This is a genomic window from Streptomyces mirabilis, assembly GCF_039503195.1.
Taxonomy (GTDB): domain Bacteria; phylum Actinomycetota; class Actinomycetes; order Streptomycetales; family Streptomycetaceae; genus Streptomyces; species Streptomyces mirabilis_D.
In genome coordinates, this window is sequence record NZ_JBCJKP010000001.1 from 5,804,726 (window position 1) to 5,826,606 (window position 21,881).

21 protein-coding genes are annotated in these 21,881 nt (G+C 70.5%); 11 read left to right on the forward strand and 10 right to left on the reverse strand.

Going from position 1 to position 21,881, the window contains the following annotated elements:
• The first annotated feature begins 140 nt into the window (after nucleotides 1-140).
• From tilS to folE, 4 genes are all read left to right on the forward strand, one after another.
• Nucleotides 141-1,148, forward strand: coding sequence for a tRNA lysidine(34) synthetase TilS (gene tilS, locus AAFF41_RS26850; RefSeq protein ID WP_097285686.1), 1,008 nt, complete (start codon nucleotides 141-143; stop codon nucleotides 1,146-1,148).
• Nucleotides 1,149-1,305: 157 nt separating this feature from the next.
• Complete coding sequence (gene hpt, locus AAFF41_RS26855) at nucleotides 1,306-1,866, forward strand: hypoxanthine phosphoribosyltransferase (RefSeq protein WP_054237479.1); 561 nt, start codon at nucleotides 1,306-1,308, stop codon at nucleotides 1,864-1,866.
• Nucleotides 1,867-2,064: 198 nt separating this feature from the next.
• Nucleotides 2,065-4,092: an ATP-dependent zinc metalloprotease FtsH gene (ftsH, locus tag AAFF41_RS26860; protein WP_319751906.1), complete on the forward strand. Its 2,028-nt coding sequence runs from the start codon at nucleotides 2,065-2,067 to the stop codon at nucleotides 4,090-4,092.
• 142 nt (nucleotides 4,093-4,234) lie between these two features.
• Nucleotides 4,235-4,840, forward strand: a complete 606-nt coding sequence (folE, locus tag AAFF41_RS26865; RefSeq protein WP_054237481.1) for a GTP cyclohydrolase I FolE — start codon at nucleotides 4,235-4,237, stop codon at nucleotides 4,838-4,840.
• 106 nt (nucleotides 4,841-4,946) lie between these two features.
• On the opposite strand, the gene AAFF41_RS26870 is transcribed toward folE, so the two are convergent.
• From AAFF41_RS26870 to AAFF41_RS26895, 6 genes are all read right to left on the reverse strand, one after another.
• A complete protein-coding gene (locus AAFF41_RS26870) occupies nucleotides 4,947-5,435 on the reverse strand; it encodes a DUF3180 domain-containing protein (RefSeq protein WP_319751849.1) in 489 nt (162 codons plus the stop codon).
• A gap of 56 nt (nucleotides 5,436-5,491) precedes the next feature.
• Nucleotides 5,492-6,103 (reverse strand): 2-amino-4-hydroxy-6-hydroxymethyldihydropteridine diphosphokinase, encoded by a 612-nt coding sequence (gene folK, locus AAFF41_RS26875; protein WP_319751848.1) that lies wholly within the window; start codon nucleotides 6,101-6,103, stop codon nucleotides 5,492-5,494.
• Complete coding sequence (folB, locus tag AAFF41_RS26880; protein ID WP_319751847.1) at nucleotides 6,100-6,459, reverse strand: dihydroneopterin aldolase; 360 nt, start codon at nucleotides 6,457-6,459, stop codon at nucleotides 6,100-6,102. Before folB ends, folK begins: the two co-directional genes overlap by 4 nt.
• 291 nt (nucleotides 6,460-6,750) lie before the next feature.
• The gene (locus AAFF41_RS26885; RefSeq protein ID WP_343324743.1) at nucleotides 6,751-7,245 is read right to left on the reverse strand and encodes a nuclear transport factor 2 family protein; all 495 of its coding nucleotides are present in this window, start codon (nucleotides 7,243-7,245) and stop codon (nucleotides 6,751-6,753) included.
• Nucleotides 7,242-8,102 carry a dihydropteroate synthase gene (gene folP, locus AAFF41_RS26890; protein ID WP_343324744.1) on the reverse strand — a complete coding sequence of 287 codons (861 nt, stop codon included), beginning with the start codon at nucleotides 8,100-8,102 and terminating at the stop codon, nucleotides 7,242-7,244. Before folP ends, AAFF41_RS26885 begins: the two co-directional genes overlap by 4 nt.
• Nucleotides 8,103-8,334: 232 nt before the next feature.
• The gene (locus AAFF41_RS26895; protein WP_319751844.1) at nucleotides 8,335-10,140 is read right to left on the reverse strand and encodes a phosphatidylglycerol lysyltransferase domain-containing protein; all 1,806 of its coding nucleotides are present in this window, start codon (nucleotides 10,138-10,140) and stop codon (nucleotides 8,335-8,337) included.
• A gap of 223 nt (nucleotides 10,141-10,363) precedes the next feature.
• On the opposite strand from AAFF41_RS26895, the gene AAFF41_RS26900 reads away from it, so the two are divergent.
• A complete protein-coding gene (locus tag AAFF41_RS26900) occupies nucleotides 10,364-11,494 on the forward strand; it encodes an alpha/beta hydrolase-fold protein (protein ID WP_319751843.1) in 1,131 nt (376 codons plus the stop codon).
• 257 nt (nucleotides 11,495-11,751) lie between these two features.
• Nucleotides 11,752-13,236: a hypothetical protein gene (locus tag AAFF41_RS26905; protein ID WP_343324745.1), complete on the forward strand. Its 1,485-nt coding sequence runs from the start codon at nucleotides 11,752-11,754 to the stop codon at nucleotides 13,234-13,236.
• Nucleotides 13,237-13,306: 70 nt separating this feature from the next.
• Here AAFF41_RS26905 and AAFF41_RS26910 read toward each other — a convergent pair whose 3' ends face one another.
• Both AAFF41_RS26910 and AAFF41_RS26915 read right to left on the reverse strand, forming a co-directional pair.
• Nucleotides 13,307-14,641 carry a PH domain-containing protein gene (locus AAFF41_RS26910; RefSeq protein ID WP_319751841.1) on the reverse strand — a complete coding sequence of 445 codons (1,335 nt, stop codon included), beginning with the start codon at nucleotides 14,639-14,641 and terminating at the stop codon, nucleotides 13,307-13,309.
• Complete coding sequence (locus AAFF41_RS26915) at nucleotides 14,638-15,153, reverse strand: PH domain-containing protein (RefSeq protein WP_054237490.1); 516 nt, start codon at nucleotides 15,151-15,153, stop codon at nucleotides 14,638-14,640. The genes AAFF41_RS26910 and AAFF41_RS26915 overlap by 4 nt, the downstream gene beginning before the upstream one ends.
• A 31-nt stretch (nucleotides 15,154-15,184) precedes the next feature.
• On the opposite strand from AAFF41_RS26915, the gene AAFF41_RS26920 reads away from it, so the two are divergent.
• The gene (locus AAFF41_RS26920) at nucleotides 15,185-16,336 is read left to right on the forward strand and encodes an NADH-quinone oxidoreductase subunit D (protein WP_054237491.1); all 1,152 of its coding nucleotides are present in this window, start codon (nucleotides 15,185-15,187) and stop codon (nucleotides 16,334-16,336) included.
• On the opposite strand, the gene AAFF41_RS26925 is transcribed toward AAFF41_RS26920, so the two are convergent.
• The gene (locus tag AAFF41_RS26925; RefSeq protein WP_343324746.1) at nucleotides 16,301-17,446 is read right to left on the reverse strand and encodes an SAM-dependent methyltransferase; all 1,146 of its coding nucleotides are present in this window, start codon (nucleotides 17,444-17,446) and stop codon (nucleotides 16,301-16,303) included. The two genes, AAFF41_RS26920 and AAFF41_RS26925, sit on opposite strands and share 36 nt — an antisense overlap.
• 142 nt (nucleotides 17,447-17,588) lie before the next feature.
• Between AAFF41_RS26925 and AAFF41_RS26930 the strand changes: the two genes are divergently transcribed.
• From AAFF41_RS26930 to AAFF41_RS26940, 3 genes are all read left to right on the forward strand, one after another.
• The gene (locus AAFF41_RS26930) at nucleotides 17,589-18,794 is read left to right on the forward strand and encodes a sensor histidine kinase (RefSeq protein ID WP_319751839.1); all 1,206 of its coding nucleotides are present in this window, start codon (nucleotides 17,589-17,591) and stop codon (nucleotides 18,792-18,794) included.
• A gap of 70 nt (nucleotides 18,795-18,864) precedes the next feature.
• Nucleotides 18,865-19,551: a response regulator transcription factor gene (locus AAFF41_RS26935; RefSeq protein WP_319751905.1), complete on the forward strand. Its 687-nt coding sequence runs from the start codon at nucleotides 18,865-18,867 to the stop codon at nucleotides 19,549-19,551.
• A gap of 74 nt (nucleotides 19,552-19,625) precedes the next feature.
• A complete protein-coding gene (locus tag AAFF41_RS26940) occupies nucleotides 19,626-20,258 on the forward strand; it encodes an AAA family ATPase (protein ID WP_343324747.1) in 633 nt (210 codons plus the stop codon).
• Between the two features lie 72 nt (nucleotides 20,259-20,330).
• Here AAFF41_RS26940 and AAFF41_RS26945 read toward each other — a convergent pair whose 3' ends face one another.
• Nucleotides 20,331-21,437, reverse strand: a complete 1,107-nt coding sequence (locus tag AAFF41_RS26945) for a DUF5937 family protein (protein WP_168494251.1) — start codon at nucleotides 21,435-21,437, stop codon at nucleotides 20,331-20,333.
• A gap of 167 nt (nucleotides 21,438-21,604) precedes the next feature.
• Between AAFF41_RS26945 and AAFF41_RS26950 the strand changes: the two genes are divergently transcribed.
• Nucleotides 21,605-21,823, forward strand: coding sequence for a hypothetical protein (locus tag AAFF41_RS26950; RefSeq protein WP_343324748.1), 219 nt, complete (start codon nucleotides 21,605-21,607; stop codon nucleotides 21,821-21,823).
• Nucleotides 21,824-21,881: the final 58 nt, after the last annotated feature.

The following is a 21,881-nucleotide window of genomic DNA, read 5'->3' on the forward strand; positions in this document are numbered from 1 at the left end:
CTCCAATCACCCGTCCGAGGGACCGTGAGCCAACGGTAGGCGTGCAATGCTCGGGGAACGGCCCGTTTCTGTCACCATCTACACACTCTGTGTGACCAGACTCGGGCTCACCCCCGAAAACTTCATGAAGGGAACCGGACATGGGTCCCCATCCTGCGGTCGCGGCGATACGCCTGGCGGTCCGCCGCGTACTCCACGACGTCCTCTCCGACCACACCCGTCCCCCAGGCGAGTCCTCCCCGCTCGTCCTCGTCGCCTGCTCCGGTGGCGCCGACTCCATGGCGCTCGCCTCGGCTCTCGCCTTCGAAGCCCCCAAACTCGGCATCCGCGCCGGTGGCATCACCGTGGATCACGGTCTGCAGCCCGGCTCCGATCTGCGCGCCGACGACGTCGTCTCCCGCCTCGTCGAGCTCGGCATGACCCCCGTCGAGTCCCTCGCCGTCACCGTGGGCCGCGACGGCGGCCCCGAGGCCGCCGCCCGCGACGCCCGCTACGCCGCCCTGGACGCCGCCGCCGAGCGCCACGGCGCCTCCGCCGTCCTGCTCGGCCACACCCGTGACGACCAGGCCGAGACGGTTCTGCTGGGCCTCGCCCGCGGCTCCGGCATCCGCTCCCTGTCCGGCATGGCCGCGGTCTCGGGGGCCGGCGGCCGTTACCGCCGACCGTTCCTGCACCTGGACCGGCAGACCGCCCGCAAGGCCTGCATGGTCCAGTCGCTGCCCGTCTGGGACGACCCGCACAACGCCGACCCGGCCTACACCCGCTCCCGGCTGCGCCACGAGGGCCTGCCCGCCCTGGAGAAGGCGCTCGGCAAGGGAGTCGTCGAGGCCCTCGCCAGGACGGCACAGCTGTCCCGTGACGACGCCGACGCCCTCGACGCCTGGGCCCGCCAGGCCGAGGCCTCCGTACGCGACACGGCGGGCCTCCTGGAGTGCGCGAAGCTCTACGCCCTGCCGCCCGCCGTACGCCGCCGCATCCTGCGCCGCGCCGCCATCGAGGCGGGCGCCCCGGCCGGTTCGCTGTTCGCCCGCCACATCGAAGAAGTCGACCGGCTGATCACCGGCTGGCGCGGCCAGGGAGCCATCAATCTCCCGGGCAAAGTCGTCGCTCAGCGACAGGGTGGCAGACTGGTGATTCGGCAAGGCTGAAACCGGACCCTCCATCGGGACCGCTCACGCGGCTTCCGGGACCCCTCACTCGGGTCGCGGGCGGTCCGGGCGGCCGAGCGAGTGAGCCGAAGGGGAGCGACATCGGCGCCCCGTAGGTGAACGAGCCCGAAAAAAGTGGGACGGACGACCGAAAGTGATGCGGGTGGACGCGAAAGACATGGGCACCGACCTCAAGTCGGTGCTCATCACCAAGGAAGAGATCGACGCCAAGCTGGCTGAGCTGGCTGCGAAGATCGACGCGGAGTACGTGGGCAAGGACCTGCTGATCGTCGGTGTCCTCAAGGGCGCCGTCATGGTCATGGCGGACCTCGCGCGTGCGCTGTCCACCCCCGTCACCATGGACTGGATGGCGGTGTCGTCGTACGGCGCCGGCACCCAGTCCTCGGGTGTGGTGCGGATCCTCAAGGACCTCGACACCGACATCAAGGGCAAGCACGTCCTGATCGTCGAGGACATCATCGACTCCGGGCTGACCCTGTCCTGGCTGATCTCCAACCTCGGCTCCCGCGAGCCGGCCTCCCTCAAGGTGTGCACGCTGCTGCGCAAGCCGGAGGCGGCCAAGGTCGCGATCGACGTGGAGTGGGTCGGCTTCGACATCCCGAACGAGTTCGTGATCGGCTACGGCCTCGACTACGCGGAGAAGTACCGCAACCTCCCGTTCGTCGGTACGCTCGCGCCTCACGTCTACGGCGGCTGAACCTCCGGGTCCCAGTCCTCGTAAGACGATCGGGAACCCCAGCGGGTTTCGCGCCGTTGGAGCATGCGTGGGAGGGATTCCCAGTCGTCCCCTGCAGCTTCGGGTGACAATGCTGGGGTACCGTCCGAAGAACAGTCTTTAAAAGTCTTTATCAAACTCACTATGGCAGGAGGGACGGGGCGGCACCGCTCCGTATGGATGGACGTGAAGCGATACTTCCGTGGGCCGGTCATGTGGATCGTGCTGGCCGTCCTTGCCGTGGTCGTGTTGATGCAGGTCGTCGGCTCGTCCGGCGGCTACAAGACAGTGGACACTGGCCAGGTCGTCCAGGCGATCAATGACAACAAGGTCCAACAGGCCAAGCTGACCACCGGTGACGAGCAGGTCATCAAGGTGCAGCTCAAGGATGGCCAGAAGGTCTCCGGCAGCTCCAAGATCCAGGCGAGCTACATCGGTGACCAGGGCGTCAACCTCGCCAACACACTCCAGGACAAGTTCCAGAACAAGCAGATTCCGGACGGCTACACGGTCTCGCCGTCCAAGCAGAACCCGTTCCTCGGCATCCTGCTGTCTCTGCTTCCCTTCGTCCTCATCGTCGTCGTCTTCCTGTTCCTGATGAACCAGATGCAGGGCGGCGGCTCCCGGGTCATGAACTTCGGGAAGTCCAAGGCGAAGCTCATCACCAAGGACACCCCGAAGACGACGTTCTCGGACGTCGCGGGCTCGGACGAGGCGGTCGAGGAGCTCCAGGAGATCAAGGAGTTCCTCCAGGAGCCGGCGAAGTTCCAGGCCGTCGGGGCGAAGATCCCCAAGGGTGTGCTCCTGTACGGGCCTCCTGGAACCGGTAAGACGCTGCTCGCACGCGCTGTCGCGGGCGAGGCGGGCGTTCCCTTCTACTCGATCTCGGGTTCCGACTTCGTCGAGATGTTCGTCGGTGTCGGTGCCTCCCGAGTCCGTGACCTGTTCGAGCAGGCCAAGGCGAACGCTCCGGCGATCGTCTTCGTCGACGAGATCGACGCGGTCGGCCGCCACCGTGGCGCCGGCCTCGGCGGTGGTCACGACGAGCGCGAGCAGACGCTGAACCAGCTGCTCGTCGAGATGGACGGCTTCGACGTGAAGGGCGGTGTGATCCTCATCGCCGCCACGAACCGGCCCGACATCCTCGACCCGGCGCTGCTGCGTCCCGGACGCTTCGACCGCCAGATCGCGGTCGACCGCCCGGACATGCAGGGCCGTCTGGAGATCCTCAAGGTTCACCAGAAGGGCAAGCCGGTCGCGCAGGACGTCGACCTCTCGGCCGTCGCCCGTCGCACCCCCGGCTTCACGGGTGCCGATCTCGCCAACGTGCTGAACGAGGCCGCGCTTCTGACGGCCCGCAGCGACTTGAAGTTGATCGACAACTCCATGCTGGACGAGGCGATCGACCGCGTGGTCGCGGGCCCGCAGAAGCGGACCCGGATCATGTCGGACAAGGAGAAGAAGATCACCGCGTACCACGAGGGCGGCCACGCCCTGGTCGCGGCGGCGTCTCCGAACTCCGACCCGGTCCACAAGATCACGATCCTGTCGCGTGGCCGTGCCCTCGGCTACACGATGGTCCTGCCGGACGAGGACAAGTACTCCACGACGCGCAACGAGATGCTGGACCAGCTGGCCTACATGCTGGGCGGCCGCGCGGCCGAGGAGCTCGTCTTCCACGACCCGACCACGGGCGCTGCGAACGACATCGAGAAGGCCACCGCAACGGCCCGCGCGATGGTCACGCAGTACGGCATGACCGAGCGGCTGGGCGCGATCAAGTTCGGCGGCGACAACACCGAGCCCTTCCTGGGCCGGGAGATGTCGCACCCGCGTGACTACTCGGAAGAGGTCGCCGCGCTCGTCGACGAAGAGGTCAAGAAGCTCATCGAGAACGCGCACAACGAGGCCTGGGAGATCCTGGTCGAGAACCGCGACGTCCTCGACCAGCTGGTGCTCCAGCTGCTGGAGAAGGAGACGCTGAGCAAGGAGCAGATCGCCGAGATCTTCGCTCCGATCCACAAGCGCCCGGCCCGCCCCGCGTGGACCGGCTCCTCCCGGCGCACCCCGTCCACCCGCCCGCCGGTGCTCTCCCCCAAGGAGCTGTCGCTGACGAACGGGGCGAACGGATCGACGCCGGCCATCGCCAATGTGACGGAGTCCGTCCCGGCGAAGGAAGTGGCTCCGGAGGACCGCTCCGAGAGCTGACCCGGCTCCTGGTGGCCCCACCAGGCCCGGAATGGATGCCGCGCCCCCCAGGTTCTAGCCTGGGGGGCGCGGCGTTTTGGCACGACCGCACGTTTTGGACGCGTCGACCAGCACGCGCAAGATCCACAGGAACGAGGACCACATGACCGACCCCGTGACGCTGGACGGCGAAGGTGTGATCGGCGAGTTCGACGAGAAGCGCGCGGAGAACGCCGTACGGGAGCTTCTCATCGCGGTCGGCGAGGACCCGGACCGCGAGGGACTGCGCGAGACGCCCGGGCGGGTCGCCAGGGCGTACAGGGAGATATTCGCGGGGCTGTGGCAGAAGCCCGAGGACGTGCTGACGACCACCTTCGACCTCGGACACGACGAGATGGTGCTCGTGAAGGACATCGAGGTCCTCAGCAGCTGTGAGCATCACCTGGTGCCGTTCGTCGGCGTGGCCCATGTCGGCTACATCCCGTCCACGGACGGCAAGATCACGGGCCTGTCGAAGCTGGCCCGGCTCGTGGACGTCTACGCCCGGCGGCCACAGGTGCAGGAACGCCTCACCACGCAGATCGCCGACTCCCTGATGGAGATCCTGGAGCCGCGCGGGGTGATCGTCGTCGTGGAGTGCGAGCACATGTGCATGTCGATGCGCGGGGTGCGCAAGCCCGGCGCGAAGACCATCACCTCGGCCGTGCGGGGCCAGCTGCGCGATCCCGCCACCCGCAACGAGGCGATGAGCCTGATCATGGCGCGTTAGGGCCTGTCCGGCGGATCATGCTCACCTGCGCTTGTGGGGCGCCGTCACTTTCCTCCGACCTGATCCCCTGGCGCCCCGGCGCACGCTCGGTGGCGCGGCCCGTCCGTCAGGCGACCGGGGCCGCGCCGCCGTGGTCGTTGTCGTCGTCCTCCGGGAGCTTGCAGACGCGCTCCAGGAAGAACGCGGCCGCTACCACGGCGATGCCGGCGAGGACCGAGGAACCGGCGTAGATGGCCTGGTCGCGACGGGCGGGGATGTCCAGGGACTCGAGCAGGAACGCGCCCGTACCGCCGTACATGCCCGACACGAGGGCGGCGACCAGGGCGCTCGCCTGGCCGAAGACGACCGCGCGGGCCGCCATCAGGGGGTCGACGCCCTTGGCGCCGGGGCGGCGTTCACGCTGGGCCTTGAGGCGGGCGCGCAGCGAGAGCGCCGTGGACAGCAGGACGACGGCGATCAGGGCCAGGACGATGGGGGCGGCCAGCGGGACCCGCGGGAGGGTCCCCACCGCGCTCCACAGGCGCGCGCCCGCCCAGGACAGCACACCGGCCACCACGAACACGGCTGCCAGCGTCCTGATGCGCAGCTGTTTCACGTTGTTGTCCCTTTGCCCCTCTTGTAAGCCCGTCTTGGTCGTCCTGACCTTAACGACTACTCGGGCAGCCGGAGTTCCAGGTCGGGCCGGGGCAGGACGCCTTCCCGGGTGACGGCGGTGAGCAGGTGGTCCACGGGGCCGCGGCCGGGCAGCTGGGCCTCGGGCTCCACGTCGTGCCAGGGGGCCAGCACGAAGGCCCGTTCGTGGGCGTGCGGGTGAGGGAGGGTCAGGACCGGGTCGCCGGAGACGACCTCGGCGTACGCCACGATGTCCACGTCGATCGTGCGCGGGCCCCAGCGCCCGTCCCGTACGCGGTGGAAGGCCTCCTCGATCGCGTGTGCCCGCTCCAGGAGCGAGGACGGCGGGAGGGTGGTCTTGAGGACCACGACCGCGTTGAAGTACGTCGGCTGGCTGCCGGGTTCGACGCCCCAGGGCTCCGTCTCGTAGACGGGCGAGACCGCCTTGACGCGGACGCCAGGGGTGTCCTCCAGGGCGTCGATGGCGCCCTGGAGGGTCTCCAGGCGGTTGCCCAGGTTCGAGCCGAGGGAGAGTACCGCCCGTTTCGGGTTCTGCAGGGTCGTGTCGGCGGCGTCCACCCGCTCGACCACGGAGGCGGGCACCGGCTGTACGGTCGGGTCGCTCTGACCCTCGGTGAAGTAGGCGGTCATACTCGGCTCCGGGTGATCGTGACGGTCACGTCGTCGAAGGGGACCGTGATCGGCGCGTCCGGTTTGTGCACGCAGACCTCGACCTCCTGGACCCCGTCGTGCTTCAGGCAGGTCCCGGCGATGCGCTCGGCGAGGGTCTCGATGAGGTCGACGGGCTCGCCCTCGACGACGGCCACGACCTCCTCCGCCACGATGCCGTAGTGCACGGTCTTCGACAGGTCGTCCTCGGCCGCGGCCGGTCGGGTGTCCAAGCCCAGTGTCAGGTCCACGATGAAGGTCTGGCCTTCCTCGCGTTCCTTCTGGAAGACACCGTGGTGCCCGCGGGCCTTGAGGCCGCGCAGCGCGACACGATCCACGCGAATCACTCCTGCAATCGTCGGTAGCGGCCGATGTCCACCGAGTGCGGTTGGCGCACCGGCCTCGAACGAATCTACCTGCGGGCACTGACAGAGCTCACCCACGGGGACACGCGCCCACATGATGGGCACGAGGCTTCATCGGGTGTTACCCCTGGGGAACACGGCGGCTCACGGGTTGGTAGCCGCCCCTACCCAGCGGTTCGTGATTCCAACCACTCCTTGGTGCCGATGGACCGCCCGTCCACCCGACCGGGGGTGTCCAGGGGCTCAGCGGGGGTGTTCTCGTCCTCAGCTGGGGGTGTCCTCGTCCTCCTCCTCGCCCGATTCGGCGAGTACGGGTGAGGCGTGGTGCGACCAGAGTTTCCAGCCGTCGGCCGTGCGGCGGAACACGTTCGTGGCGACGACCAGCTGGCCGACGAGGGGGCCGAGCTCGTCGCTGTCCTCGGGGGCGGGGCCGCCGCTGAGGATGTTCTCGGTGCAGGTCACCAGCGCGGTGTCGCCCGTGACGGAGACGTGCACGTCCGTGAGGAAGAACTGGATGTACTCCGTGTTCGCCATGATCAGCGCGTACGAGCGCAGCACCTCGCCACGGCCGTTGAGGACCGGCCAGCCGGGGTGGACGCAGGAGATCACCGCACCGTCGCCCTCGATGTCGTCGTCGGCGGTGTCCAGGGGAGCCAGCCACAGCGACGACAGTCCTTCGAAGTCACCCCGCTCGAGTGCCTCGTAGAAGGCGGTGTTGGCGAGTTCGACCTGCTCGACGTCGGTGCGGGGTGCGCTCACTGGGCTCCCTCTACGGCCCGGGCGACCCGTACGGCGTCGGCGGTGGCCCGTACCTCGTGGACCCGGACCGCCCAGGCACCCTGGTGGGCGGCGAGCGCGGAGACGGCGGCGGTGGCGGCGTCCCGTTCGCGGGCCGGTGGCGGGGCGCCCTCAGGGCCCGCCAGTACGCGGCCCAGGAACCGCTTGCGGGAGGCGGCGACGAGCAGAGGGTGGCCGAGTTCGCTCAGCCGGTCGAGGTGGGCGAGCAGCGACAGGTCGTGCTCGGAGTCCTTGGAGAAGCCGAGGCCCGGATCGACGACGATGCGGTCGGGGGCGATGCCGCCCGCCAGAACGGCCTCCACGCGTGTGTACAGCTCGTCGACGACTTCGGAGACGACGTCCGCGTACGTACCCCTCACGTTGCCGCCCTCGAGGAAGCCGCGCCAGTGCATGACCACGAAGGGTGCGCCGGCCGCGGCGACGGCGGGGATCATCGCGGGGTCGGCGAGACCGCCGCTCACGTCGTTGACGAGGGCGGCGCCCGCGGCGAGCGACTGCTCGGCGACGGATGCGCGCATGGTGTCGACGGAGACGGTGACGCCCTCGGAGGCGAGGCCGCGGACGACCGGGATGACGCGCTTGAGCTCTTCCGCCTCGTCGACGCGGGTCGCGCCGGGGCGGGTGGACTCGCCGCCGACGTCCACCAGGTCGGCGCCCTCGGTGACCAGGTGGAGGCCGTGTTTGACGGCGGCCGTCGTGTCGAACCAGCGGCCGCCGTCGGAGAAGGAATCGGGGGTCACGTTGACGACCCCCATGACCGCGCAGCGGTCCCAGGTCGGCAGTCCCGCGACGTGGCCGCGGCGGCGCTCGGAGTTCATACGTCCAGCCTAGGCCTCCGGCGGGGGGCCGAATCGTCTGCGGGTTCGCTCCGGCGGGGGTCTTTGGCCGCTTCCCGGCCTGTTTCCCGCCCACCCGTCCGGCGCGGTCGGCCAAGTAGGTGACTCGAAAAGGGCGGAGGTGTCGATATCGGGCACCCAGGAAGACCGCGGCCCGAGCGAGGGTCCCCAGGGCTGGGGTAGGGGCCCTCGCTCGGGCCTGTTCAGAGGGGGGCTATGCCGCTCTGACCCCGCGTTCCGCCACGCCGTGGGCGCACGGGCGCGGAGCCGGTGTGCGGCGGCGCAGCAGGCTCGGGAGGGCCAGGTTCACGAAGCCCTCGGCCTGCATGGCGGCGATGCCGATGCGCGGGAGGTCGCGGGAGGAGCGGTAGACGACGAAGCGGGGCTCCCAGCGGGGGCGGAACTTCGCGTTGAATTTGTACAGGGACTCGATCTGGAACCAGCGCGAGAGGAAGACGAGCAGGCCACGCCAGGCCCGCAGCACCGGCCCCGCGCCGATCTTCTCGCCGCGGGCCAGCGCCGAGCGGAACATCGCGAAGTTGAGCGAGATCCGCTTGATGTCGAGTCGTGGGGACGCCTCGAGCGCCGCCACGATGAGGAGTTCGTTCATGCCGGGGTCGGCCGAGCGGTCGCGGCGCATGAGGTCGAGCGAGACACCGTCCGTGCCCCAGGGGACGAAGTGCAGGACGGCCTTCAGGTCGCCGTACGGGCCGAGCGCGTCGTCCGCCTTGTGGGCGGTGGCGATCAGGCAGTCGCCGTCGGACGGGTCGCCGATGCGGCCGAGCGCCATGGAGAAGCCGCGTTCGGTGTCCGTGCCGCGCCAGGCCTCCGCCGCACGGCGTATCCGCTCCAGCTCGCCCTCGCTGAGGTCACGGATGCGCCGCACTCGGGTCTCGTAGCCAGCCCGTTCGATGCGCTTCACCATTTGACGCACGTTGCGCATCGCGCGTCCGGACAGGGAGAAATCCGCGACGTCCACCACCGCCTCGTCGCCCAGCTCGAGGGCGTCGAGGCCGGTCTCGCGGGTCCACACCTCGCCGCCCGTCTCCGAGCAGCCCATGACGGCGGGGGTCCAGGAGTGGGCCTTGGCCTCGTCCATGAAGCGTTCGATGGCGCCGGGCCAGGCCTCCACGTCGCCGATGGGGTCGCCGCTGGCGAGCATCACACCCGAGACGACGCGGTAGGTGACAGCCGCCTTGCCGCTGGGGGAGAAGACGACGGCCTTGTCGCGGCGGAGCGCGAAGTGGCCGAGCGAGTCACGACCGCCGTGCTTGTCCAGCAGGGCCCGAAGCTGGGTCTCGTCGTCCTCCGTGAGGCGGGCGGCGGGGTGCTCGGGCCGGAAGGCCAGGTAGATCGTGGTGACGGCGGTCAGCCAGCCGAGCGCGCCGAGCGAGAAGGCGACCGTCCAGGACGTGGATCCGGCGTAGTCGACGGGGCCTTCGAAGCCGACCAGGCCGTACAGGACGTGCGTGATGCGATCGGCCAGGCTCGGGTCGCCGACCATCCGGTTCTGGTGGGCGCTGACGATGACCAGTCCGAGGGCGAGGGAACCGGCGCCCATGAGGACGAAGTTGGCGAGCGCGCGCCAGCGGCTGCGCGGATCGGGCAGGGCGGCGAACTCGCTCCGGTGGCGCAGCAGTGGTGCGAGCAGCGCGAGGGAGATGACGACGCCGATGATCGAGTGGCGGTAGGCGAACTGGGCGACGGCACCCGCCGGCAGCAGCGCGACGGCAGCCCGCCACGCTCGGCGCTTGCGGCGCCGCAGCCCATGAGCGAGCAGCAGCAGGAGTACGCCGGCGCTGAGCGACAGCGCGGCGGCGAAGGGGCCGAACGAGCCGGGCAGCACCTCGGCCATGGTGTGCATACGACTGCGCCGGAAGCGCGGGAAGACCCCCGCGGCGATGTCCAGGACCCCTACGAGTGTGCAGGCCCTGGCGACGAGGGCGGGAACGGCATCTGGGCGCGGACCACGGAGTATGCGTCGCGTCCTGCCCGTGCGGTCTGGAACCTCGCTCGACATTTCCCCATCTATCCTGACAGACATCGCATCCCGTAGTTCTGCGAGAGACCTTGAATCCGGCGCCATTCCGGCATCCGGCGACATTGCGCCCTCTAGGACGGTGTCTTGGGGGGTCAGGTTCACTCCCCAACGGAAAGCCGGTTCAAAAGGCAAGGAAAGTCCAGGGCAAGGCCTCGCGAAGCAGCAGGGCGGCCAGGGGCGGAAAGCGCAGGCAGGACAGCTCATGGGTCTCACGAGCAACAAGGTGCTAGTGCTGGCGGTTCTGTCCGCCGTGCTGCTGTTCGTCGGCACGGTGTGGTGGTGGCCACGGCTGGCGCGCCATAACTGGCGGGCCGTCATCGGACGGATCGGGCTGCTTCTGGTCACCCAGGTGGCGATCTTCGCTTCGATCGGCCTGTTCGCCAACCAGGCGTTCGGGTTCTACGCGAGCTGGGCGGACCTCTTCGGTCAGGAGAGCGGCCAGGGCGTGGTCGTCTTCCACGGCGGCCGGGGCGGCTCCGACGGCGGGCCTCTCCAGGTGGTCGACACCCAGCCGGTGAGTGTGTCGGGCGGGACCCGGCCGCAGATCGGCGGCCAGATCCAGAAGGTCGACATCGTCGGCCGTACGACACACATCGCCACGCCCGCGTTCGTCTACCTTCCCCCCGAGTACTTCCAGTCGCGCTACCGCACCCGCAGTTTCCCGGCGGTCACAATCCTCACCGGCTACCCGGGTACCGCCGCGGCGCTCATCAAGGGTCTGCACTATCCGCAGACGGCTCACGACTTGTCCAAGAACGGGCAGATGCAGCCGATGATCCTCGTCATGATGAGGCCGACGGTCGCGCCGCCGCGGGACACGGAGTGCGTGGACATCCCGGGCGGTCCGCAGACCGAGACGTTCTTCGCCAAGGACCTCCCCGACGCCGTGTCGGCTCACTACAGGGTGGGCAAAAAGCCCGGAAGCTGGGGCATCGTCGGTGATTCCACGGGCGGTTACTGCGCGCTGAAGCTGGCCATGCACCACCCCGAGGCGTACGCCGCCGCGGCGGGACTGTCGCCGTACTACAAGGCGCCGATCGACCCCACGACGGGCGACCTCTTCCACGGGAACAAGGAGATGCGCAACAGCGCGGACCTGCGCTGGTTCATGCAGCACAAGCCCGCCCCCGCCACATCGCTGCTGGTCACCAGTAGCAAGGTGGGCGAGCACAACTACAAGGAGACCCTCAAGTTCATCAGCCTCGTGCAGTCCAAGCACCGCACCCAGATCGCGTCGATCATCCTCGAGAGCGGCGGCCACAACTTCAACACGTGGCGGCGGGAGATCCCGCCGACGCTTGAGTGGCTCAGTGGGCGGCTGAGCGACCGTTGACCGTCGTCCCCGAATAGGTGGCGGCCCGCGTGATCCGTGCCGAGCCCCCTGGAATTCATGGAGCCCCTCGAATCTCTCGAATCACGCGGACTCAAGGGAATTGATCAACAAGTAGCCGCTTTGCGGGGCAAGCGGGAGCCCTTGTGGGACAAGGAGTTGCCCTTATAGGCGGCTGAGGCGGTGTGAAGCCCCTGGGGTGGCCGTGTTTTTACCGGGCAGGGCTCCAAGATTCGCCTACGCGCGGTAAGTTTCTGGCCATGCCACGTGGACGTCACCGCCATTCCCCACCTCTGCACCGGCTGCTGCCTCCTTCGGCGATCGCAGGCGTCTCGCTCGTCTGCGCCGTGGGGCCCTGGCTGTTCACGGAACCAACGGTGCTCCGCGCCCTGGCCGCGGCCGCCGCGGTGACCGCCGTCGTGGGCGGTGTCGTCATGCGCCGCTGGGACACGGCGGCGGGCAAGCGTGTCGCGGACCTCACGCGCGCGCGGGCGAGTGACGAGTGGCGTCACGAGGAGCGCGTCGCCGAGCTCGAGACCGACCTCGACGAGTCGCGCGAGCTGCGCACCAAGCTCGAGCACAAGCTGCGCGCGAAGCGGGCGGAGCTGGCGGGCCTGCGCAACGAACACGCGGCCCTGCTTCGGCGGTACGCCACGGCGGAGACCGAGCGGGCGAGCGCCCTGGAGGGTCGCCGACTGCTCGAGATAGAGACGGTTGCCCCCGCTCGCGCGCTGACCGCCGCGACGGAGACCGTGGAGTCAGCAAAATCCGGGGACGTCGGGGACGCCGTGGACTCGGTGGAGCCGGAGGCCCTCGAGGGCGCGGCTGCCACGGACGAGGACATGAACGAGGGCGCGGGCGAGGACGCGGTCGAGGACACCGACGACGGTGTCACCGTCGACGACGTGATCACCGTAGAGGCGGAGAACGCCTCCGAGGAGCCGACGGACGCGCCCGAGTCTCCCCAGGTCTTCTCCCCGGCCGGGTCGTCGCTCTTCCTGCGCGCCGACGCCGCGCTGAGCCGGATCACGCACGGCGACGCGGCGACCGACGTCTCCGACGCGGACACTGAACCGGACACCGATCCGGACGACGATGCGAAGCCCGGCGCCGAATCCGAAGCCGAGGGCGACACCGAAGCCGATTCCGAAGCCGAGGTCGAAACCGCGACGGCCTCGGACTCCGAGGCCGATGCCGCCGCCTCCGGTTCCGACGGGCGCGAGCCCTCCGAAGGAGAGTCCGCCAAAGGAGAGTTCGACAAATCCGACAAAGGGGAACCCCCGACGGACGGCCCTCCGAAGGGCAACCGCCCCCTGACCGACGCCAAGACGGCGCCGCTGCCCGTCCCCGCCGCACGCGCGGCGTCCGTCGAGGCGGAGCCGGTCGCCCCGGCGGCCCACCCCGTGAAGCCGACGAAGCCCGCCCGTGCCTCCGGGCACTTCACCGTGCCGACCGCGGTGGCCGTCGCCCCGGCCGCGCCCGTGCGGCGCCCCTCGGTCGAGGGCGGGTTCGACTTCTTCGGTACGCAGAAGGGGGCGTCCTCGGCCGCCATGGACGCCATGCAGAACGAGGACCTCGCGGACGTGGTCGGACAGGAGGCGCTCGCCCTGCACAAGGCTGAGGCCGAGTCCGGTTTCAAGCCCGTCGACGAGGGTTCCCGTGGTGTCGGCCAGGTCATCGACCTGACCGCGCACGACGAGACCGAGCACATCGACCTGACGGAGCTGCGGACCGCGGCTTCCTGAGACGCCTGTACGTGGGTACGTGGCTCACGCGGATGAGGGCAGTGGCTCGGGCCACTGCCCTCTCGTCGTCTCAGGCCATCCAGCGGTCCGGTCGGGCCTCGCGCCGCCCCGTCCGTGACCGGTCGGCCTGCGCCTGAAGTAGCTCCGCGGCCTCCGCGGCGTCCCGCAGCCGCGCCGTCACCGTCTGGTTGGCCCCCGTGTCCACCTGGACGTCGGCGACGCCCCTGAAGCGCTCCCAGGGCCCCTGCGTCAGTCGTACGCTCTGCACCTTCGCGTGCGGCACGAGCGACAGACGGCGGCGCAGCAGTCCGTGACGCGCCGCGAAGACGGTGTCGGTGACGGCGAGCCCGTACCCTCGCCACCACAGCGGCACGCACCACCAGGCCCGGCGCGGCGGCCGGGACAGGGTGGACGGCACCGTCACCCCGGGCAGCACCCTCGCGATCACCGACTCGGCGGCCTCGCGCGGAGCGACGGGCACGAGGACGGAGTTCGAGGACCCCGCCACGTCGAGTTCCACCCGTACCCAGCCGCGTCGCCGCCACAGCAGCGGTTCGACGATCCGTACGGTCTGCACGCGTCCGGGCGGCACCGTCTCGTGCGTACGGTCGAGGAGGCCGTGGTCGATGCGGAGCCCGTCCGGCGACTCGCCCACCGTCCAGTCGTACTCGCCGACGAACCGCCCCACGCTGCTCGCGCCCGCGGCGCCGAGCAGTGGCACCCCGGTGGCGAGGACCGTCCACACGCTGTGGGTGGCGAACCACAGGAACGGGGGCACGACGAGGGCGGCGGCCAGGGAACCCCAGGTGGCGCCGGTGAGGAGGAGGGAGACGGCGAGAAATCCCGCCGGCACGTGCAGCAACTGCCGTACCGGCGCCTCGCCGACCTCGTGAGCCGTCTCGGGGGCGAAACCGGCGGCGCGGGCGAGGAGTTCGGCGCGCAGGGCGCGGGCATCGTCCTCGCCGAGATAGGCGAGTTCGTCCTTCTTGTCCGTTCCTATGACGTCGAGTTTGAGCTTGGTGACGCCCGCGACGCGGGCCAGCAGCGGCTGGGTGACGTCGACGGCCTGCAGCCGGTCGAGCCGGATGTGCGCGGTGCGCCGGAACAACAGGCCGGTACGGATGCGCAGTTCGGTCTCGGTCACCGCGAAGTGCGTGAACCACCAGCTCAGAAAGCCGTAGAGGGCGGCCGCCGGGACGATGGCGGCGAGCCCGATGAGCAGCGCGGTCGTCGTCAGCCTGGTCAGCTGCTCCTGCGCCTGGTTGGGGTCGTGCACGGCCCAACCGGCGACCACGGCGACCGGCGCCCAGGCGCGCCGGAACGGTGTCACCGGGTGCAGCCGCCGCTCCACCAGCGGCTTCCGCTCCCGTATGACGTCCTCGGTGTCGGGCGCCGGCGTGTTCACAGCCCCGCCGATCGGGCCTCGCCCAGCTCGGTCAGCCGGTCGCGCAGCCGCTCGGCCTCGGTCGGGTCCAGGCCCGGGATGCACGCGTCCGTCGCGGCGGCCGCCGTGTGCAGCTGCACGCTCGCCAGCCCGAAGTGCCGCTCCACGGGCCCGGAGGTCACCTCGACCAGCTGCATCCGCCCGTACGGCACCACGGTCTCCTCGCGGAACAGCACACCGCGGCTGATCAGCAGGTCGTCCGCGCGCTCGGCGTACCGCCAGGAGCGCCAGTTGCGCCCCAGCATCCCCCAGCCCCACACCAGCAGGGCGAACGGCAGCAGCGCGAAGGCCGCCCAGACGGCGCCCGCGAACACCGCGAGAAGCACCCCCAGGACGATCGTCAGCAGTCCCAGCCACACCACCAGCAGCAGCCGACGCATCCGCAGCAGTCCCGGCGGCAGCCCGGTCCAGACCGGCTCCGCCGCCGTGCTTCCCACGGTGTTTCCCGCGGTCTCCGCGCTCCCCGTATCCATGCCGCAAGGGTACGTACGACAGACTGTCCCCATGACTCCTCCTACGGAGACCATGGTCGGTATCGGCGGCGCCGCGGAGAGCACCGACATGGTGCTCAACATCGGGCCCCAGCACCCGTCCACGCACGGGGTGCTGCGGCTGAAGCTGGTCCTGGACGGTGAGCGGATCCAGCACGCGGAGCCGGTGATCGGCTATATGCACCGCGGCGCGGAGAAACTCTTCGAGGCGCGCGACTACCGCCAGATCGTCATGCTCGCCAACCGCCACGACTGGCTCTCCGCCTTCTCGAACGAGCTGGGCGTGGTCCTCGCCGTGGAGCGGATGCTCGGCATGGAGGTCCCCGAGCGCGCGGTGTGGATGCGGACCCTCCTCGCGGAGCTCAACCGGGTCCTGAACCACTTGATGTTCCTGGGCTCGTACCCCCTGGAGCTGGGCGGGATCACCCCGATCTTCTACGCGTTCACGGAGCGCGAGGAACTCCAGCACGTCATGGAGGAGGTCTCCGGCGGGCGCATGCACTACATGTTCAACCGCGTCGGCGGCCTCAAGGAGGACCTCCCGGCCGGCTGGACCACCCGCGCGCGCGGCGCCGTCACGGCCCTGCGCTCGCGGATGGGTGTGTACGACGACCTGGTGCTCGGCAACGAGATCTTCCGGGGGCGTACGCGGGGCGTGGGCGCCCTCGCGCCGGAGACCGTGCACGCCTACGGAGTGAGCGGGCCCATCGCGCGCGCCTCGGGCGTCGACTTCGACCTGCGCCGGGACGAGCCGTACCTCGCCTACGGGGAGCTCCAGGACACCTTGAAGGTCGTCACCCGCCAGGAGGGCGACTGTCTGGCCCGCTTCGAGTGCCTCCTGGGGCAGACGCACAACGCGCTCGACCTCGCGGACGCCTGTCTCGACCGGCTCGCGGACCTTCCGCCCGGGCCGATCAACCAGCGCCTCCCGAAGGTCCTGAAGGCGCCCGAGGGGCACACCTACGCCTGGACCGAGAACCCCCTCGGGATCAACGGCTACTACCTGGTCAGCAAGGGCGAGAAGACCCCGTACCGGCTGAAGCTGCGCTCGGCCTCGTTCAACAACATCCAGGCGCTGGTGGAGCTGCTGCCCGGGACGCTGGTCGCGGACATGGTGGCGATCCTGGGGTCACTGTTCTTCGTGGTCGGGGACATCGACAAGTAGGCCGTCGGCCGGTGAATCGTCGGCAAGGAGGCCGTCGATCATCAGGTTCGGAATTCCAACCGGCTGGAGCAGCCAGCCGAAGTCGCCCAGGCCGCCGGTCGCGGTGAGTTCGGCGGCTTCCCCCGCGCCCGCCAGAGCGCGTACGTAGGCGCTGGGGTCCGTGGCGGCGAGTGAGAGCGCCGGCCGGGCGCCGCTCACGCCGAGCGCGCGCAGGGCCGCCCGCTGGGTCACCACGCGCCCTCCGGGCAGCGCGCACGCGTCCAGGGCCACATGCGCCGTGATGTCGCACGAGCCGTCCGGCACGGGCGCCGTCTCCCTGCCCTCGCGGAAGCCGGTGAGTGTCCCGAAAGGCGGTCGCGCGGCGGCGAAGTGCGCGTAGTCGACGGCGACGGCGAGGCCCCGGTCCAGGGAGGCGACGGCACCGGCCCAAGCGGTGTCTCTAGGGAGACCGATCTCGGCGCGGGCCCCCTCGAAGGGCATCTCTTCGGGCATCTCCTCGGAGGGCACGTCACCGGAAGGCGCCTCTTCGGAGTGCGCCCCTGGGAAAGGCACCTCTTCGCAGGCCAGTGGCCACCACCTCCGCAGCCACTGCGCCTCCGCCCCGGCCACGGGCTCACCCAGGCGCTCGGCCCCGTCGTCGTCCCGTACGAGAACCAGCCGGGGTACGCCCGTCGCGTCCACCTCCGCCACCTCCACCGGCACGTTGTCCAGCCACTCGTTGGCGAACAGCAGTCCGGTGACCCCCTTCGGGGGCCGGGTGAGCCACTCGATCCGGTGATCGAGAACAGCGGGGCGGTCGGCGCGTTCGACGGCGTACCCGCGCGCGCGGGAGGCCACTTCGGCGGGGAGCGCGGCGAGGACACCGGTCACCAGCTCACCGCGGCCCGCCGCCATGTCGACGAAGGCGAGCTCGGCAGGGCGGCCGAGGGCCTCGTCGACCCGGCACAGCAGCCGGGCCACGGCCGCGGCGAACAGCGGGGACGCGTGCACCGACGTACGGAAGTGGCCGGCCGGCCCCTCGGGCCCGCGATAGAAGCCGGAGGACCCGTACAGGGCCTCCTCCGTCGCCTCGCGCCAACCTCGCCACTCACCCGTCCCCACGCGCCTCACCGGACCAGCCTAGGCCCCCCTGAAAGACGGGCCTTAGCCGTCCCGGGCGGGGGAGCATCCACCTTGGGGAGTACGAGCGCCCCTCGCGGATCGACCCTCCGGTTGACCCCTGCGCACTGCATGCTTCCCTACGCTGGGTTACGTGCAGCGCCTCTATGACTTTCTCCGCAGGCACCCGACGTGGGTCGACAGCTTCTGGGCCGTCGTCCTGCTCGGGATCTCCGGCGTGAGCCTGACCAACGTCAACGGCGCCGCCGATCAGCGCGGGTCGCTCGCCGCGGCGCTCCCGATCGCCGTCGTACTGAGTGCGGTCGTCGCGCTGCGCCGCCTCATGCCCGAGAAGATGCTGGTCCTGGCCGCAGTGGTCGGTGTCGCACAGGTCGTCCTGGATGTCCCGCCGGCGCCCGGGGACTTCGCGATGCTGGTGATCATCTATACCGTCGCCGCGGACGGTGCCCGCTGGGCTTCGCGCCTCGGGCTGATCGGCGGCCTCTGCGCGGCGACCGTCGGGCAGCTCCGCTGGCCGCTGCGGGATCAGGGCCCGCTGGGCGCCGTCCTGATAGTGATCTTCCAGACGGTTCCGTTCGCGCTGGCCTGGGTGCTCGGCGACTCCATCCGCACCCGCCGCGCCTACCTCGCCCAGTTGGAGGAGCGCGCCGCCCGCCTGGAGAAGGAGCGCGAGGCGCAGGCCAAGGTGGCCGTCGCGGCCGAGCGCGCCCGGATCGCCCGCGAACTGCACGACGTGGTCGCGCACAACGTCTCGGTGATGGTGGTCCAGGCAGACGGTGCCGCCTACGTCATGGACGCCGCCCCCGAGCAGGCCAAGAAGGCCCTCGAGACCATCTCCGGGACCGGTCGCCAGGCCCTCGCCGAGATGCGCCGCCTGCTCGGCGTGCTGCGCACCGGCGAGCACCAGGAGAGCGGTGAGTACGTGCCGCAGCCCGACGTCGAGCAGCTCGACGACCTCATCGAGCAGTGCCGCACCTCGGGCCTGCCCGTCGACTTCAAGGTCGAGGGCACCCCCCGGCCGCTGCCCAGCGGGGTGGAGCTCACGGCGTACCGCATCGTCCAGGAGGCGCTCACCAATACGCGCAAGCACGGCGGCCCGAACGCGGGCGCGAGCGTGCGCCTGGTCTACTTCGACGACGGGCTCGGGCTGCTCGTCGAGGACGACGGCAAGGGCGCGCCCCACGAGCTGTACGAGGAGGGCGGCGCCGACGGCCAGGGACACGGCCTGATCGGGATGCGCGAGCGCGTCGGTATGGTCGGAGGCACTCTGGACGCGGGGCCGCGCCCCGGTGGAGGCTTCCGCATCAGCGCCCTGCTGCCGCTCAAGTCGGCTCACTGACACCTGTAACGAAACCTTTTGGTCAGTTCCAACTATTTTTTGACCGTTGATGGAGAGGGAAGAGACCCCGATGGCGATCCGCGTGATGCTCGTCGACGACCAGGTGCTGCTGCGCACCGGCTTCCGGATGGTGCTCGCCGCCCAGCCGGACATGGAGGTCGTGGCCGAGGCGGGCGACGGCGTCGAGGCCCTCCAGGTCCTGCGGTCGACCGCGGTCGACGTGGTGTTGATGGACGTACGCATGCCGAAGCTGGACGGTGTGGAGACCACCCGCCGCATCTGCTCGGACCCCAACCCTCCGAAGGTGCTGATCCTCACCACCTTCGACCTCGACGAGTACGCCTTCTCCGGGCTGAAGGCGGGCGCCTCCGGTTTCATGCTCAAGGACGTGCCGCCCGGCGAGCTGCTCACCGCCATCCGCTCCGTGCACAGCGGTGACGCCGTGGTCGCGCCCTCCACCACCCGGCGCCTGCTCGACCGGTTCGCGCCGATGCTGCCCCACGCCGGCAAGGAGCCCCAGCACAAGGAGCTGGAGCGGCTCACCGACCGTGAGCGCGAGGTGATGGTGCTGGTCGCGCAGGGGCTGTCGAACGGCGAGATCGCGGCCCGTCTCGTGCTGTCCGAGGCCACCGTGAAGACGCATGTGGGGCGCATCCTGACCAAGCTGGGGCTGCGGGACCGGGTGCAGGTGGTGGTTCTCGCGTATGAGACGGGGCTCGTGCGGGCGGGCAGCGTTGATCCGGGGCGGCACCGCTGATCCGGGCCGGCGGCTCGGCGAGCCGATCGTGGGTGCGTGACCGGGGCGTGACCGGGGCCCACTAGGGTCTGCGCATGCTCCTGTGGATCAACGGCCCCTTCGGGGGCGGCAAGACACAGACCGCACACGAGATCCAGCGTCGGCTGCCCGGCAGCGTCGTCTGCGACCCGGAACACGCCGGCTTCGGCCTGCGCCGCATGCTGCCGCCCGAACTGCGCGGGGACTTCCAGGACTTGGCGTCCTGGCGGCAGGGTGTGGTCGAGGTGCTCGACCTCGCCCTCGGCAAACACGACGGCGTGGTCATCGTCCCCATGACGGTCACCAACGCCCGCTATTTCGAGGAGACGGTCGGGCGACTGACCGAACTGGGCCACGATGTACGGCACTTCGCCCTCCTCGCCGAGCGCGAGACCGTATTGAAGCGGCTGCGCGAGCGCGGCTTCGGACACCTCCTTCAGTACGTCGCCGGGAAGGACGCCTCGTTGCGGCAGGAGAGTTGGGCCGTGCGGCAGCTCGACGACTGCCTGGAGCGGCTGCGCGAGCCGGAGTTCGCGGAGCACCTGTGGACCGATCACACGACGGTCGCCAAGACGGCCGACCGGATCGCCGTGCTCGCGGGACTGACGCTGACTCCGAACAAGGACGGGGCGGTGCGGGGACGGCTGCGGCGGGCGTGGACCGGCGCCAAGCACATCCGGTTCGACTGAGCCTGCGGAGCGCCGGGCAGGGGCCGTCGCGCTCGACAGGGAGCCGTCGAACTCGACAGGGGTCCGCCGGGCTCAGCGCAGGATGCCCTCCAGGAAGTCGCTGCCCAGCCGGGCCACGACGCTGACGTCCAGCTGGTGCAGCACGTACCGCCCGCGGCGTCTCGTGGTGATCAGGCCCGCCTTCTTGAGCACGCCCAGGTGCCGGGATATCTCCGGGGCCGTCATCCCGTTCACCTGCGCCAGCTCGCCCGTGGTGAACGCGCTGCGGGCCAGGCTGCGGCAGATCCGCATCCGGACCGGATGGGACAGCGCGGTCATCCGCAGGGTCAGCTGCTCCAGCGAGAACGGTGCCGCGAGCTCCGGGGAACCGACCGGGTAGTGCAGCACCGGCTGCCAGCCGTAACGATGCAGCACCATCAGGTGCGGCCAGCCGAGACTGGTCGGCACGAGGAGGAGCCCGCCCTCCCCGGTGGCCGTCTGGCCCTGGCCCAGCTTGTCGACCGTGATCGTCCGGCCTGTCTCGTCCAGCGTCACCGCCGGGGACACCGAGGCCATGGCCTCGGCCAGGCCCTTGTGCCGCAGGAGGTCCGTCTTGTGGCGGGCGTCCGCCGCGAGCTGGTGGCGCAGCCGGGACCAGGTCTCGGCGAAGAAGGCCTCGTCGCAGTCCTCCAGGAACTGCCGCAGCCATGCCCGGATCTGCGGCGGATCGTCCAGCAGCCGCTTGCTGAAGCGCACCTGCTGGGGTCCGCGCGCGGCGGCCAGCTCCAGCGCGCGCTGCTGCAGCTCGGGGTCGGAGAGCGTGTCCCGGCCCGGCGCCGCGTACGGAAGCGCGCAGGTGAACTCCAGGGCGGCGTCCACGAACTGCTCGTCGGTCAGCTTGTCCAGCAGGTCCAGCTCCTCGGCGAGCGTGGCGCCGGGGAGCGTGGTCCTGCCGGGAATCCCCGCGTACGGCAGGAACAGGTCCGAGAACGTCGTCCGCCACAGGAAGTCGGCCTCGCACATCCGGTCCGCGAGATGCGAGTCGAGCCGGGCGGTGACGCCGGTCGCCCAGCCCTGCAGCCCGGGGTGGTGACCCGGCTCGGACAACGCGTGCAGCGCCATGCAGAGCTCGGCCAGGGGCGACGGCACGACGGAGATCCGCTCCTGCCGCAGCCCGGTGACATCGATGTGCACGCTCATGACCTCATGGTGCACCCCGTCACTGACAACGCCGCCGTCGATTGACGGCGACCGTCAATCGGGGCGACGGCCACCGAGGACGGGCGCAATCTGGGACGACCGGGGCAACCGCGGGCCTTCGGACTTCCCTCCCGTCGCGCGTTTCCCGTCCCGAGAGGCGATGAGCCATGAGCATCACCCGGCAGTACTTTCTCGACACCTACCGGGCCCGTCGCCACGGCGAGCCGGCCCCTCCGGCGCCCGGCGCGCACGACTGGCAGGTGGCGCGCGAGCTGCGCGACCTCCGGCGGTTCCGGGCGGTCGTGGCGGGCCGCCCGGCCCACGGGCGGATACGCCGGGCCCTGGGCCGGCGGCTGCGCGGACGGCGCCCGCAGCCGGGCTGCTGACCCCCGTGCGGGTCGCGCGGGTTTCCGTGCGGGGCCTGCCGGACGCCGGGCGCCGCGT